The organism is Hyphomonas sp. (assembly GCF_041398385.1).
In the GTDB taxonomy this organism is placed as follows: domain Bacteria; phylum Pseudomonadota; class Alphaproteobacteria; order Caulobacterales; family Hyphomonadaceae; genus Hyphomonas.
The window spans coordinates 151687-166187 of sequence record NZ_JAWKUW010000001.1; the positions used below are offsets into that span (position 1 = coordinate 151687).

Annotated in this window: 10 protein-coding genes; 1 reads left to right on the top strand and 9 read right to left on the bottom strand. The window is 62.9% G+C overall.

Going from position 1 to position 14501, the window contains the following annotated elements:
- Positions 1-43: 43 nt before the first annotated feature.
- The 7 genes from R3C13_RS00765 to R3C13_RS00795 form a co-directional block, all read right to left on the bottom strand.
- Entirely contained in the window at positions 44-2281 is a 2238-nt protein-coding gene (locus R3C13_RS00765) for a 3-hydroxyacyl-CoA dehydrogenase NAD-binding domain-containing protein (RefSeq protein WP_371308879.1), read from the bottom strand.
- Positions 2282-2302: 21 nt separating this feature from the next.
- Positions 2303-2503: a hypothetical protein gene (locus R3C13_RS00770; protein ID WP_371308880.1), complete on the bottom strand. Its 201-nt coding sequence runs from the start codon at positions 2501-2503 to the stop codon at positions 2303-2305.
- Positions 2503-3708, bottom strand: coding sequence for an acetyl-CoA C-acetyltransferase (locus tag R3C13_RS00775; RefSeq protein ID WP_371308881.1), 1206 nt, complete (start codon positions 3706-3708; stop codon positions 2503-2505). The genes R3C13_RS00770 and R3C13_RS00775 overlap by 1 nt, the downstream gene beginning before the upstream one ends.
- A 25-nt stretch (positions 3709-3733) precedes the next feature.
- Complete coding sequence (locus R3C13_RS00780; protein ID WP_371308882.1) at positions 3734-4162, bottom strand: PaaI family thioesterase; 429 nt, start codon at positions 4160-4162, stop codon at positions 3734-3736.
- A 5-nt stretch (positions 4163-4167) separates the two neighbouring features.
- A complete protein-coding gene (locus R3C13_RS00785) occupies positions 4168-5337 on the bottom strand; it encodes an acyl-CoA dehydrogenase family protein (protein ID WP_371308883.1) in 1170 nt (389 codons plus the stop codon).
- 197 nt (positions 5338-5534) lie between these two features.
- On the bottom strand, positions 5535-7316 hold the full coding sequence (locus tag R3C13_RS00790) for an acyl-CoA dehydrogenase C-terminal domain-containing protein (protein WP_371308884.1): 1782 nt from the start codon (positions 7314-7316) through the stop codon (positions 5535-5537).
- A gap of 97 nt (positions 7317-7413) precedes the next feature.
- Complete coding sequence (locus R3C13_RS00795; protein ID WP_371308885.1) at positions 7414-7893, bottom strand: MerR family DNA-binding transcriptional regulator; 480 nt, start codon at positions 7891-7893, stop codon at positions 7414-7416.
- A 239-nt stretch (positions 7894-8132) separates the two neighbouring features.
- Between R3C13_RS00795 and R3C13_RS00800 the strand changes: the two genes are divergently transcribed.
- Positions 8133-11744, top strand: coding sequence for a peptidoglycan-binding protein (locus R3C13_RS00800; protein ID WP_371308886.1), 3612 nt, complete (start codon positions 8133-8135; stop codon positions 11742-11744).
- A 3-nt stretch (positions 11745-11747) separates the two neighbouring features.
- Here R3C13_RS00800 and R3C13_RS00805 read toward each other — a convergent pair whose 3' ends face one another.
- Both R3C13_RS00805 and R3C13_RS00810 read right to left on the bottom strand, forming a co-directional pair.
- The gene (locus R3C13_RS00805; RefSeq protein ID WP_371308887.1) at positions 11748-13019 is read right to left on the bottom strand and encodes an amidohydrolase family protein; all 1272 of its coding nucleotides are present in this window, start codon (positions 13017-13019) and stop codon (positions 11748-11750) included.
- On the bottom strand, positions 13016-14425 hold the full coding sequence (locus R3C13_RS00810) for an amidohydrolase (protein WP_371308888.1): 1410 nt from the start codon (positions 14423-14425) through the stop codon (positions 13016-13018). The genes R3C13_RS00805 and R3C13_RS00810 overlap by 4 nt, the downstream gene beginning before the upstream one ends.
- Between the last annotated feature and the right edge of the window lie 76 nt (positions 14426-14501).

Consider the following 14501-nt stretch of genomic DNA (forward strand, 5'->3'; position numbering starts at 1 on the left):
CGGAGCATCGCTCCGGCCTTTTCTTATGTCTGGCGATTGCTGCTTACGCAGCGACCTTCGACTTCGATCCGGCTGGCGGGAAGCGGTCGTAGAAGCCTTCGCCTTTGGCCGCCATGTCGCGCAGGAGCTGGGGCGGCGCGAAGCGGTCGCCATACTTCTTGGCGAGGCGGTCGGCCTCTTCCACGAATGGGCCGATGCCCCAGATCAGGTCGACATAGGAGCAGCAGCCGCCCGTGAACGGTGCGAAGCCCCAGGCGAGGATGGAACCGATGTCGGCATCGCGCGCGTCGGTGATCACGCCTTCCTCGAAGCAGCGGGCCACTTCGATGGCCTGGCGGATGAGGAAGCGGTTGGTCAGCTCCTTCTTCATGTCCGGCGGGCACTCGTCGACCTTGACCTCGATCATCTTGTTGATGTCGGGCCAGAGACGTTCCGGCTTGCCCTTCTCGTTATAGTCGTAGAAGCCCTTGCCAGCCTTTCGGCCAACGCGGCCCTGGTCTTCAACCAGCCAGGCGAGGAACTGCGTGCGCTCGTCGCCCTGCAGGTCCACACCGGCGGCTTCCGCCGTGGCTCGGGTCACTTTCAGAGCCGTGTCGAGGCCGACCGAGTCGGAGACTTCCAGCGCGCCCATCGGCATGCCGCACTGACGCCCGACATTCTCGATGATGGCCGGCTTTATGCCTTCGGCCAGCATTTCCATGCCTTCGCGCGTATAGGTGCCGAAGCAGCGCGAGGTGTAGAAGCCGCGGCTGTCGTTCACCGAGATCGGCGTCTTGCGGATGGCCAGCACATAATCGATGGCCTTGGCGAGCGTCGCCTCGCTGGTTTCCTTGCCGGAGATGATCTCCACAAGGCCCATGCGCTCCACCGGCGAGAAGAAGTGAATGCCGATGAAGTTCTCAGGCCGCTTCGATGCCTTTGCGAGGCCGGTGATCGGCAGCGTCGAGGTGTTCGAGCCGAACACGGCGTTCTCGTCGAGGACAGCCTCGGCCATCTCCGTGATCTTCGCCTTAAGTTCCACATTCTCGAACACGGCCTCAATCACGAGGTCGGCGCCTTTGACGTCGTCATAGGAATCCGTCGTGGTGATCAGGTCGAGCAGCGCATCGCCCTTCTCCTTGGTGGACTTGCCGCGGGACACGTCTTTCTCGACGAGCCGGCGAGAATAGTCCTTGCCCTTCTCGGCGTTCTCTTTCGAGACATCGACGAGAACCGTCGGGATACCCGCCTTGGCCTGGACATAGGCAATGCCGGCGCCCATCAGGCCCGCGCCGATGACGGCGATTTTCTTGAACTCGGTCTTGTCGTAGCCGGCCGGGCGGTTGGCGCCCTTGCCCAGCTCCTGCATCGACAGGAACAGCGAGCGGATCATGGCTTTCGCTTCCGGGCGCTGCTGGGTGTTGATGAAGTAACGCGTTTCGATACGCAGACCTGCATCGATCGGCACCTGGATCCCTTCGTATACGCACGACAGGATGTTCTTCTGGGCCGGATAGTTGCCATAGGTCTTGGCGTGCAGCATGGCGTTCGCCATGGTCGCAACTTGCCCGGCGCCCGGAGACTTGTGCGGCACGCCGCCCGGCACCTTGAAGCCCTTTTCGTCCCACGGCGCCTTCGCCGTCGGATTGGCCTTCACCCAGGCTGTCGCCTTCGCCTCGGTCTCCGAGGACGGAGCAAGTTCCTGGACAACACCCATCGACAGCGCCTGGTCTGCCGTGAAGCTTTCGCCCTGCAGGATCAGCGGCAGGGCGGCCTGCACGCCAATCAGGCGCGGCAGGCGCTGCGTGCCGCCGGCGCCCGGCAACAGGCCGATCTTGGCTTCCGGCAGGCCGAATTGCAGTTTTGGATTGTCGTTCGCGGCCACGCGATAATGGCAGGCGAGCGCCACTTCGAGTCCGCCGCCAAGGGCAAGGCCATTGAGCGCCACAGCCACCGGCTTGCCGCAGGTTTCGAGCTGGCGCAGCGTGCGGTTCAGCGAGAAGCCACGTTCGAACTGGGCGGCTTTCAGTTCCGCTTCGCTCATGTCCTTTTCCGGCTTGCCACCACTCCCGGCACTTTCGTTCATCTCGCCAAGGTCTGCCCCCGCGCAGAAGCCGCTCGGCTTGCCGGACGACAGGACGAGGCCCTTGATGGCGTCGTTGGTGGCAACTTCCTTCGTGATGGCGATGATGTCGGCGATAGCCTTGGCCGTCAGCGTATTCATGCTGCGGCCCGGCACATCGAACACCGCGTGCGCGATGCCGTCGCCATCAACAGTCCAACCAAATGTTTCGAGTTTCATCTTGTTATCCCTTTGGGAACCTCAGTTCCCGTCTTTTTCGTCTTTGTTCCGAGTTTCTTTCTTCAGCATGGCCGCGCCGAACATCGGCGCGAGACCAATGCCGACAGCAAGGCCGGCGCCCATCAGGCCCATGTTCCCAACAGCGACGCCCAGGGCCACTCCGATCGAGATGCCGAGGGCGATGCCAATGGGCAGGCCTTTCTGGAACGCCTCTGCGCTCATCAGACCCGCTCGATGATCGTGGCGGTGCCCATGCCGGCGCCGACGCAGAGCGTGATGAGGCCGGTTTCCTTGTCCGACCGCTCAAGCTCGTCGAGCACGGTGCCGAGGATCATGCCGCCGGTTGCGCCGAGCGGATGGCCCATGGCGATGGCGCCGCCGTTCACGTTCATCTTTTCATGCGGGATATCGAGCATCTTCATCATCAGCAGCACGACCGAAGCGAAGGCTTCGTTCAGCTCGTAGATGTCGATGTCGCCCGGGTTCATGCCAGCCTTTTTCAGCGCCTTCTGAGACACATAGGTCGGGCCGGTCAGCATGATGCCGGGCTCGGAGCCGATGGAGGCCATGGCCTTCACGCGGGCGCGCGGTTTCAGGCCGAGGGCTTCACCCATTTCCTTCGAGCCGAAGAGAACCGCCGAAGCGCCATCCACGATGCCCGACGAGTTGCCGGCATGGTGGACGTGGTTGATCTTTTCGACTTCCGGATAGCGCATCTTGAGGATTTCATCGAAGCCCATGGCGCCCAGGCCGGCGAAGGACGGCTGCAGGCCGGCCAGCGACTGCATGTCCGCATCCGGACGCATATGCTCGTCATGGTCGAGGATGATGCCGCCCATCTGGTCTTTCACCGGAACGATGGACTTGCCGAAGCGGCCTTCCTTCCAGGCGCGCGCGGCGCGCTTCTGGCTTTCGACGGCGAAGGCATCGACGTCGTCGCGGGAGAAGCCGTATTTCGTCGCGATCGTGTCGGCGCCGACGCCCTGCGGGGCGAAGTAAGTCTTCAGGGCAACCTGCGGGTCGGTAGACCAGGCGCCGCCAGAGGCGCCCATGGGCACGCGGCTCATGGATTCGACACCGCCGCCGATGGCCATGTCGGCCTCGCCGGTCATGACCTTTGCGGCGGCCATGTTGCAGGCCTCAAGGCCGGAGGCACAGAAGCGGTCGACCTGAACGCCGGCCGTGGTTTCGGCATAGTCGGCGTTCAGCACCGCGACGCGGGCGATGTCCGCGCCCTGCTCGCCGACCGGCGAGACGCAGCCGAGGACGACGTCGTCGACTTTCGACGTGTCGAGATCGTTGCGCTCACGGACGGCCTGCAGAACCTGGGTGGCCAGGCTGAGTGCCGTGATTTCGTGAAGCGCACCGGAAGTTTTGCCCTTGCCGCGCGGGGTGCGGACCGCGTCGTAGATATAGGCTTCAGTCATTGGAGAGACTCCCTTTCAAACTGTGTCAGGTGGCCGGCTTGAGGACCGGGTTGAGGGTGAGGCTCGCGCTGGCGCGGGCAGCTTCCTTGCCCCGCGAGTCATAGAGTTCGGCTTCCGCAAAAATGATCGCGCGGCCGACATTGCGCAGGCGCGCCGCGACTTCGATGGCGCCCTTGCGGACAGGACGCAGGAAATGAGTGTGCAGGTCCACCGTAGACGGAAGTTTCGCCCTGCCGGCTTTCATGCCCGCCAGCATGCCGATCGTGTCGTCCATCATGGCAACGAGATAGCCGCCCTGGATGACGCCCGCCGGATTGCAGAATTCCGGCTTGCCGTCGAAGCGCACGCGTGTCGTCATCGCCTTCATGTCGAGAGAAATCAGTTCGAAGCCAAGCGACGTCGAGGACGGGCTCGGCTTGCCGAAAACTTCGTACATGAGGTGACTGTCAGGCATGGGCCTCAGAGCGTCCTTGCGATCAGCATTTTCATCACTTCATTGGCGCCGCCATAGATGCGCTGGACGCGGGCGTCGGCATACATCTGGGCGATGGGGTATTCATCCATGTAGCCGAAGCCGCCATGCAGTTGCAGGCATTCGTCGACGATCTTGCACTGCAGGTCGCTGACCCAGTACTTGGACATCGAGGCCGTCGCCGCGTCGAGCTCGCCCTTCATGAGAAGCTCCGTGCAATGATTGACGAACACCTTGGCGACGGTTGCCTCGGTCTTGGCCTCGGCGAGCTTGAACTGCGTGTTCTGGAAATCGAAGATCGTACCGCCGAACGCCTTGCGGCCTTTGACATATTCCACGGTCTCGTGGATGGCGCGTTCGATCATGCCGACGCCCTGCAGGCCGATGACGTGGCGTTCCTGCGGCAGCTTCTGCATCAGCTGGACGAAGCCCTTGCCTTCTTCATCGCCCAGCAGGTTCGAGGCCGGCACTTTCACGTCATTGAAGAAGAGCTCGGACGTGTCGGCGGCGTGCTGGCCGACCTTTTCAAGGTTGCGCCCGCGCTCGAAGCCATCGGCATCCTCGGTCTCGACTGCGATGATGGAAATGCCCTTGGCGCCCTTGGTCGGGTCCGTCTTCGCACAGACCAGGATCAGGTTTGCCGTCTGGCCGTTGGAGATGAAGGTCTTGGAGCCGTTGATGATGTAGCCGTTGCCATCCTTCTTCGCCGTGGTCTTGATGTTCTGGAGATCGGAGCCGGCACCCGGCTCGGTCATGGCGATGGCGGTGACGATTTCGCCCGAGCAGATCTTCGGCAGCCAGCGGCGCTTCTGCTCCTCGGTGCCATAGGCCGTGATGTAGGGTGCGATGATGGCGTTGTGCAGCGTGATGCCGAAGCCATCGATGCCCTTCCACTGCTGCTGCTCGATGATGATGGCTTCATGGCGGAAATCGCCGCCGGCGCCGCCATATTCCTCCGGCACCGAGGCGCCGAGGAGGCCCATCTCGCCGGCCTTCGTCCAGATCTCACGCGGCACGATGCCGGCCTTGCGCCATTCAGGCACCTGCGGGGCGCATTCCTTCTCGAAGAACTGGCCGACCGCATCGGAAAAGATGTCGAGGTCTTCCTCCTGTCGCCAGACGGGTTTCGGCACGTTCAGCGGGCTGGAATAGAGCATTGGCATCTCCGGAAATCTGACGCGGCAGTTGCCGCTTACGTTCACGTCAACATCTAGCGACGCCGAGGTAATTTTCCCAGTCCTTCCCATGCGTCAGACCCGGCCGGAACGGGGAGAATTTTGCTTCAGGCCGCCGCAGACTGTGTATCACAGCGCTGCGACGGCCCCGAGACATGGCGGAAAAGAAATATTCCGCCTCAGAAGGCCTCTGCCTCGAGCGCCATCATGGAGGCAGCGCCCGTCTTCACCTTGGCAAGGTGAGCCGCCCCGTCCGGCAACATCCGGTCGATGAAGTAGCGGCCGGTCTTCAGCTTCGTTTCATAGAAGGGGTCGCTGCCCTTCTTCTCCAGCGCGACTTTCGCCATCCGAGCCCACATGAAGGCAAGCGCCGTCAGGCCGAACAGGTGCAGGTAGTCATGGCTGGATGCGCCGGCATTGTTGAAGTCCGACATGCCGTTCTGCATCAGCCACATCGTGGCCTCCTGAAGCTCGGCCTTGATCGACTGCAGTCCGTCGAGGAACGGCTTGAGGTCTTCATTGCCTTCGTGCGTCGCGACGAAATCGTCAATGTCCGCAAAGAAGGAGAAGACCGCCCGGCCGCCATTCGCGGCGAGCTTCCGGCCCACGAGGTCGAGCGCCTGAACGCCATTCGTGCCTTCATAGATCGTCGTGATCCGGCAATCGCGCACGATCTGTTCGAGGCCCCATTCGCGGGTAAAGCCTGAACCGCCATGCAGCTGGAGCCCGGCATTGGCGCACTCATAGCCCTTGTGAGTGAGATAGGCCTTCACCACCGGAGTCAGCAGCGCCATGTAGTCCGCCGCCTTTTCGCGGACCTTTTCATCGGGCGATTTGTGTTCGAGGTCTGCCTGGAACGCGGTCCAGTAGGCGAAGGCGCGGCCGCCCTCGATAAATGCCTTCTGGTCGAGCAGCATGCGCCGCACGTCCGGATGCACGATGATCGGGTCCGCTGGCTTCTCTTCAGCCTGAGCGCCGGTGAGGGAGCGGCCCTGCAGGCGGTCCTTCGCGAAATCGACGGCGTTCTGGTAGGCGGCTTCGGCCTGCGACAGGCCCTGCAGGCCGACGCCGAGGCGCGCTTCGTTCATCATCACGAACATGGTGCGCATACCCTTGTGCTCCTCGCCGACGAGGTAGCCGGTCGCGCCGTCATAATTCATGACGCAGGTCGCGTTGCCATGGATGCCCATTTTCTCTTCGAGGCCGCCGCAGCTGGCCGGGTTCCGCTCGCCGAGAGAACCGTCTTCGTTCACCAGATACTTCGGCACCAGGAACAGGGAGATGCCCTTGATACCTTCCGGCCCGCCCTCGATGCGCGCGAGCACCAGGTGGATGATGTTCTCGGTGAGATCCTGCTCGCCGCCGGAAATCCAGATCTTCTGGCCGGTGATCTTGTAGGTGCCATCCGGCTGGGGCACGGCCTTGGTCTTGATCAGGCCGAGATCGGTGCCGCACTGCGGCTCGGTCAGGTTCATGGTGCCGGCCCACTCGGCCGAGGCCATTTTCGGACCGTACTTCTGCTTCAGCTCCTCAGATCCGCCTGCCATCAGCGCCTGATACGCGCCGTGGGTCAGGCCGGGATACATACCGAAGGCCATGTTCGAAGAAGAGACCATCTCGGTCCACGCGATGTTGACGATGTGCGGCAGGCCCTGGCCGCCCATATCGGGGCTGACGGAAAGCAGCGGCCAGCCGCCTTCGACCAGTTGCTTGTACGCATCGGGGAACCCGTCCGGCGTCTTCACGCTTGCGTCTGCATTGCGGATACAACCCTGCTGGTCGCCGATTGCGCGGAGCGGGTACAGGACTTCCTTGGCGAACTTGCCACCTTCTTCGAGGATGGCGTTCACAAGGTCGGGCGTAACTTCCTCGAAGCCGGGCAGGTTTGAATAGTTCTGGATCTGCAGGACATCATGGAGAATGAACTGCATGTCGCGGATTGGCGCGTCATAACGGGGCATATTGCGTTTCCTCTATGCGTTGAAGGGCGTCTGCCACGTGTCGTAGCGCGCCCTTCTGGAAAGGTCTTTCCAAACTGGCGGAAACCCGCCTTACAGATCAGACTTCGTCAAGCTGGCGGCGTGCCACAGCGTCATAGGCTGCAACCTGGCGCTTGCCCTCTTCGGAAGGGCCGTTCTGGGAGATCAGGCCTTCCAGCCAGACGATTCCCTTGCGCAGCTCGCCCAGGGCCGTGTCGATGTCTTCGCGCTGAACTTCCAGTTCCTTCACCTGCTTCTGGAACTTCTGAAGCATCATCTTGGTCTGGGCGCGCTTGCCGTCATTCATCGCATAAAGGTCGAGAATCTCGCGGATGTCCGCGAGCGGCAGGCCGAGACGCTTCAGGCGGACGATGATGGTCAGCCTTGCCCTGTCACGGTTCGAGTAAACCCGCATCATACCGTCACGTGCCGGGTGCAGCATGTCTTTGTCTTCGTAGAAGCGGAGCGCCCGCGGCGTCACCCCGAACTCCCGGGCGAGTTCGGAGATCGTGTAGGTGCGGGAGTCTGCGGCGGAGATGGAAGCGTGTTTGTGTGTCATAGGGTCAACTTAGATCAGCCCTTACGCGAACGTCAACGTAAACCGGAAGAAATTTTTGTAATCCGCCGGGGAAGGCCATCATGGTTTACCGCGCTCTACCCAAAATTACCGGATCTGCGGGAAATCTTTACCTTTAACCCTGTCTTAAGACCGCTCCTGCCATCATTGCATGAGAAAGTGAACGAATCTGCCCGCTGCGTTAACGGTTGCGGGCCGTAAAGGGTTTCAGGAGTGCGGGGATGAGCCAGACCAGGCCGTGGAGCGTCAAGGGAATCGACGAGCGCGCCAGAGAAGCCGCGAGAGAAGCCGCCACGGCCGAAGGGCTGACGCTCGGCGAATATCTCAATCGACTTCTGATCGCATCCGATCCCCCCCAGCCCAATGAAGTGGTTGAGCCGCTGCACCGCCGCAAGCCGACGGCCACGGCAGCCAGCGATACGCTCGACCGCCTGACCCGGCGGATCGAGGCCACCGAAGCCCGCTCCACGCTTGCCATCACCGGCATGGATCACACCATTCTCGGCCTTGTGACCCGTCTCGAAACGGCTGAGCAGACCTCGTCCGCGATTGCCGGTCATGTCGAAGGCATGATCGACGAATTGCAGGAAACGTTCGAAGCCCTGCAGCGCAAAGTGCGCCGCATGGAAGAAGACGAGACGCCGAAGCAGAACCTCGAAGCGCTGAAAGCGCTGGAACAGGCGCTCGGCAAGCTCGCCAGCCACATGTACGAGGAAAGCGACCTCACCCAGCAGGAAACGCAGGCCATCAAGGGCCGCGTCGAGAGCGGCTTCGCTGATCTCTCCGAACGCGTGGAGTCGATGGAAACGCGCGTGGAGTCGACGCTTTCGGAAGCGGCCAAGCGCGTCGAACGCGCGGTCGAGCAGGCCGAACTGCGCGCCGAAGGTACGGCCAAGCACCTGTCCGAGCGGATGTCGACGCTGGAAACCAATGTCCACAAGCGCATGGCTGGCGTGGACCGGGCGGATGAGCGTCTCGACAAAGTCGAAGCCGACGTCTCCGGCGCACTCGACTCGATGGAAAGCACACTCGTGCGCATCCAGGAGCGCCTGAACCGCGCCGAGACGACGACCGACACCGCCCTCAAGAGCCTCGAGTCGACCTTCGCCAGCCTCGACGAGCGGATCGAAACAGTTGCCAGCAAAGTCGACCCCGATCTGGCCGACCGCCTGCGTTCGGAATTCGAGGCCCGCTTCGAGACCCTCATGTCGTCGGTACGCGAAACGGTCGATACCGCCCGCATGGAACTCGCCGAAGAAATTGCCCAGGCCGCAACCGGCCAGGACGGCACCTTCGTCTCCGAGGTCAAGGAAACGCTCGGCGATGTCCAGAAGCGCCTGACCGCTTCGGAGGAACGCCAGGCCCGCGCCATGGAAACCGTCTCCTCGCAGGTCAGCCGTCTGGGCGCGAGCTTCGACGCCCGCCTGCGCGACATGGAAGAACGCGCCGACGAGGACACGCACGAAACCATCCGAAGCGAAATCGAACGCCTCGGCCACACCGTCAGTGAGCGGATCGATGGCCTGGCCGAGGACCTGACACAGCGCGTTTCCGACAGCGAAGCACGCAGCGCCTCGGCCATCGAGCAGATCGGCGACCAGGTCGCCGCCGCCACGAACCGCCTGCAGGTGCGCCAGACCGAATCCATCCGTGCGATCGCCGACAAGGTGGACGAGCATCGCAAGAAGGCTGACGCCCGCCTTTCAGATGCCCTGGCCAGCGTATCAGATCGCCTCGAGCAGATGCAGTCGCAGACCAGCACCTCGCTGTCGCCGGTCCAGAAGGCCATCGCCTCGCTGGCGGCACGTCTCGAAAGCCTCGAAGATTTCACCACACCGCCTCACGCACAGAAGGCGGCGCACGATAGCCTGCCGCCAGTTTCTGGCCTGCCGTCCAATCCACCGCTGTTTGACGCGCACGCAGATGAGGACGATGGCGACGACGCGCTCCTCGATGCGTTCGACGACCTGGACATTGCCGAGAAAGACCACCCCGAACAGGAATATGCCGTCGCTGATGCTGAAGCCGACGACGACGAGGAATTCGAACCCGGCCTTGAATCGTGGGAAGCTGCCGATCCTGAGCCCGAAGCGGATGCGTCCGCTGCTGAAATGAAAGATCCCTACCGGGATGATTTCGACGCCATCCGCAAGGCTGTCGAAAAGCTGTCATTCCCGCAATCGGAAGAGACGCTCCACGAATATGTCGCGGACCTCCCTGGCGGGGAAGACGATTTCGAAGACCCGCTTGGCGCGCTCGACGGCATGGATGACAGCCACACCGAAGCCCGGGAATCCGACATTTTCGACGAAGACGAGGAATTCGAAGCCTTCGTTCCGCCGGAGGCAGAACCGTCCACGATTGCCGCCGCACCGGCACAGCTGGATGACGATACGGTCGACTATCTGACGCGCGCACGCCGCGCGGCCCTCGCAGCATCCAACAATAAGTCTGCCGCGGTTCCGGAAGGCAAGACCGGCGGCAAGGCCCGCGCATCGCAGGGAGGCGGCAGCAAACTTCCGCTGCTCGCCGCCGCGTCCGCGGTCGCGATCGCCGGCGCTGCCGTTGGCGGATACCTCTACATGCGTGGCAAGCAGGAAGCCCCGGCGCAAAGCGCGCCGGCCAGCACCTATGTCGATCCAGGTGCCACGGCAGAAACTGTGGCAGCCGAAACGGCAGCCGCCCGTCCGGAAACAGATGCCGAGGCAGCGCCCGCCGAAGACCTCGAAACCGAACTCTTTGGCGAAGCCGCCGCATCAGACGAACCGGCAACTGGCGAAGATGCCCTCGCAGACGCTGAGCTGCCGACTGAAGCGGCCCAACCCGAAAAGCCCGCCGAGGCTCCAAAGGCAGAAGCCAAAGCCGAGCCGCCGGCTGTACCGGCAGCGACGGCCCCATCCCCCAAACCCATCGCCGAAGCGCCGAAACCGGTGGTCGCGAGCGCGACACCCGTCGCCGCCGAGACCGCAACGCCCGAGCCGGCGCCTGCCCCAACTGCAGGCACGCCGGCTTATGCGCCTGTCCCGCCTGTCGTAACGGTGGAAGCGGCGGCTGCCGCGGGCAACGGTATTGCCCAGTATCAGCTTGGCCAGGACCGGCTCGCCGCAGGCGATCTTGCGTCGGGTGCGGACTATATCCGCAAGGCCGCTCAGAAAGGCCTTCCGATTGCACAGTATTCGCTGGCCAAGCTGCATGAAAAAGGCACCGGCGTCCCGAAGGACCTGACGCTCGCCCGCGAGTGGACCGGCAAGGCCGCATCGGCCGGAAACGTGAAAGCCATGCACGATCTTGCCGTCTTCATGGCCGAAGGCGAAGGCGGCGAGCAAACCTTCGCAGGTGCCGTCGAATGGTTCCGCAAGGGCGCGGAATTCGGCGTCGTCGATAGCCAGTACAATCTCGGCATCCTCTATGAGCAGGGCCTCGGCATCAGCCCCAGTATGGTGGATGCCCTGTTCTGGTTCGAAGTCGCCAAGAAGAATGGCGATGGCGGCGCGCCGGCAAAAGTCGCTGAGCTTGCGGCAAAGGTTTCCCCGGAAGCCGCGGCGCAGGCCAAGGCACGCGCCGACGAGTGGCGTGCAGCCCCTGCCAATGCGCTTGCCAATGGCCGCTTCGGCGCCCAGCCGTGGAACACAGGCAATCCTCTACAGGTACAGGCGATCCAGAACGCGCTGAACGCTCTTGGTTTCAAGGCTGGCTCAGCCGACGGAATCATGAGTTCCGCAACCGCCCAGGCTATCCGCAATTATCAGTCTGCGAACAAGCTGGAAGTGACCGGCACGGTCACCTCCGAACTGGTCGAGCAGCTGAACAAGGGCGCTGTTTCCCGCAGCTAACCCTTACGGGCGCGAATAGGCACGCGGGCGATCTGTTTCGTCGAGCGACAGATAGCGGTCGCGCAGTTCGGTCTGCCGGCTGGTCAGGCCTTGCGGCTCGCCATCAATGAAGACGGCCTCCACATTGGTCGTGACTTCCAGCGGGTCGCCATCCCAGGCAACGACATCCGCGTATGCACCGGGCGCCAGCACGCCATACCCCGCAAGACCGTAGATCTTCGCCGGCACCACCGTCAGAGACTTCATCGCTTCGTCCCAGTCGAGCCCGTTCGCGACAGCGTTGCCCGCAATCTGCGTCATCAGGCGCGCAAGATGCGAGTCGTTATCCAGATTGACGATCGCGACCGGCACGCCCGCGGCCACAAGGCGCGCGGCATTTTCCTGTGTTGCGGCGAGCCGCTCGAAGCTTGAGGGCAAGTTTGAAAACGCATCGAGGATTACAGGGATCTTCAGCGACGCGAGGCGCCCGGCAACCCGCCAGGCCTCGTCGCCGCCAAGCACGGCAAACTTCAGTGTACGGTTATCTTCCGCAAGATCCATAAGCGCGTTGAGGTCAGCTGCGCTGCTCGCCGATACGAGAATGAGCTGCTGGCCCTTCGCAGCAGGCGCCAGAGCTGCCGCGTCCCGGCGCGTCAGGACATCACCCTCGCCGCCGCCGGCATAGCGCCCCGGATAAGCCCGCGCATCATCGAGCGCCGCGCGCAGCTGCGCCCAGGACGCCGGACGCGACCCGCCCGCAAGGCCGGCGCCGCCTTCGCCCATAGCGACGTAGACGAATGCCCGCTCACGGACGTCAGACTCCTGCGCGCCGCTGGTGTCGGCGAGGAACCCCTGTCCCGCGAACAGGTTGGTAGAAGGCGCGGGCGCCACGGCAATGCGGGTGACGCCGCCGAGCCGGGTCACGTCGACGGCCGTGTCGTCGGGATTGAACCCGTCTGCGGCATTCAGCGAAACCGAAAAGGGTGAGAGGGCCGCCGAGACATCATTGGTGGAATCCTCAGCATCCACTTCGACAATGCCTGTGCGGGAAAAGGCGGAAATCAGACCCGGCGTCACCCATTCGGCCTCAGTGACCGGGGCGCCCTCCGGCACCGGCGTGTCCGGCCCGCCAACCGCCACGACTTTTCCATCTCGAATGACGACGACGCCATCCGCAATCGTGCCGACATCGGTACCGGTCCAGACATTCTTTCCCGACACAACAAAGGTTTCCGCCGAAACGCCGGCGACAAGGCACGCTGCCAGCGCAGAAGATGCGATCAGCTTGCGGATCATTTTATGTCTCCTTCGCCAGGTTGACCGAGTTCAAAATCCGTCACCGGCCGGTAGGCCGCATCGTTCCGGTCATACATGAGCGCGCCATCGATATAGACCTGGTCGGCCTTGGTGTAGATGCTGAACGGATTGCCCGACCAGATGACCACATCGGCCATCTTGCCCGGCCGGAGGGAGCCGGTCTTACCGTCAATGCCGAGCGACCGGGCCGGATTGAGCGAGAGCCATTTCCACGCCTCCTCAATCGGCACGTCGATACCGACCTTGCGGCCGTCAGCCCAGGCCTTGGCGGCTTCCTGGTTCAGGCGCTGGATGCCGACATCGCTGTCGGAATGCACGATGGCGCAGGCGCCGGCCTTCTGGACCATGGCGATGTTTTCGGGGATGCCGTCATAAGCTTCCATCTTGAAGCCCCACCAGTCGGCCCACATCGAGGAACAGGCGCCATAGTCGGCCAGCTTGTCCGCGATCTTGTAGCTCTCGACCGCATGGTGAAACGCGGTGACCTTGTAGCCAAACTCCTTCGACATATCCATGATCTGCGCCATCTCGTCGGCACGATAGCAATGCATGTGAACGAGGATTTCGCCGGAGAGGACGCCGGCCAATGTGTCGAGTTCGAGATCACGTGACGGCGGCTCGCCGCCTTCGGCGCTGAACTTGTCCCACTTCTTCTTGTACTCCGCCGCGCGGATCCAAGCCTGGCGATAGCCAGCCATGTTGCCCATGCGTGAAAAAGGAGCGCCACCGGGGAAGCCACCCTTGCCGTAGCCGTAAACCCGTTTCGGGTTTTCGCCACACGCCATTTTAAGCGTGTACGGAGCATTCGGGAACTTCATGCCTTGTACCGTGCGGGCCGGTACGTTCTTCAGCGTCACGCCGCGTCCGCCGAACAGGTTTGCGCTTCCGGGCAGGATCTGAAGCGCGGTCACGCCGCCGGCAAGCGCGCGGCTGAAGCCGGGATCCTGTGGCCAGACGCTGTGCTCGACCCAGACCTCCGCCGTCACCGGCGCGGACACTTCATTGCCGTCCTGATGCGCGGACACGCCGGGCGAAGGATAGGCGCCAAGGTGGCTGTGATTGTCGACGATGCCGGGTGTGACCCAGCGGCCCCCGGCATCAATGACGGTCGCCCCGTCAGGCGCTTCGAGGTCAGTCCCGATCGCGGCAATCTCACCGTTCCGGATCAACAGGCTGCCTTTCTCGATCCGGGCGCCTTCTCCGTCGAGAATGGTCGCATTGGTGATCAGAACCGGCGCATTCGGATATGGCGCGTAGGTGGAGGGATAGGGATTTGCCGGGAACGGCTCCTCCGACGAGAACACGGTCGGTCCTTTACCCTCGCCGCCGCAAGCGGTCAGAAGAAGTGCACCTGCGGCAATCGCTGCCCAGTTCCAAGGTTTCATGTTTTACAGCCCCGGCATTACCCTTTTCGAACCTGACCATAGAGCGCGAATTGCGCCCGTCATCAAGTTTCGGAGC

What these genes read in the sequence shown, in the direction of transcription:
- R3C13_RS00770 (WP_371308880.1), bottom strand. Translation starts at nt 2,503, where the DNA reads ATGAGCGCAGAGGCGTTCCAGAAAGGCCTGCCCATTGGCATCGCCCTC.
- R3C13_RS00800 (WP_371308886.1), top strand. Translation starts at nt 8,133, where the DNA reads ATGAGCCAGACCAGGCCGTGGAGCGTCAAGGGAATCGACGAGCGCGCC.
- R3C13_RS00780 (WP_371308882.1), bottom strand. Translation starts at nt 4,162, where the DNA reads ATGCCTGACAGTCACCTCATGTACGAAGTTTTCGGCAAGCCGAGCCCG.
- R3C13_RS00805 (WP_371308887.1), bottom strand. Translation starts at nt 13,019, where the DNA reads ATGATCCGCAAGCTGATCGCATCTTCTGCGCTGGCAGCGTGCCTTGTC.
- R3C13_RS00775 (WP_371308881.1), bottom strand. Translation starts at nt 3,708, where the DNA reads ATGACTGAAGCCTATATCTACGACGCGGTCCGCACCCCGCGCGGCAAG.
- R3C13_RS00790 (WP_371308884.1), bottom strand. Translation starts at nt 7,316, where the DNA reads ATGCCCCGTTATGACGCGCCAATCCGCGACATGCAGTTCATTCTCCAT.
- R3C13_RS00810 (WP_371308888.1), bottom strand. Translation starts at nt 14,425, where the DNA reads ATGAAACCTTGGAACTGGGCAGCGATTGCCGCAGGTGCACTTCTTCTG.
- R3C13_RS00785 (WP_371308883.1), bottom strand. Translation starts at nt 5,337, where the DNA reads ATGCTCTATTCCAGCCCGCTGAACGTGCCGAAACCCGTCTGGCGACAG.
- R3C13_RS00765 (WP_371308879.1), bottom strand. Translation starts at nt 2,281, where the DNA reads ATGAAACTCGAAACATTTGGTTGGACTGTTGATGGCGACGGCATCGCG.
- R3C13_RS00795 (WP_371308885.1), bottom strand. Translation starts at nt 7,893, where the DNA reads ATGACACACAAACACGCTTCCATCTCCGCCGCAGACTCCCGCACCTAC.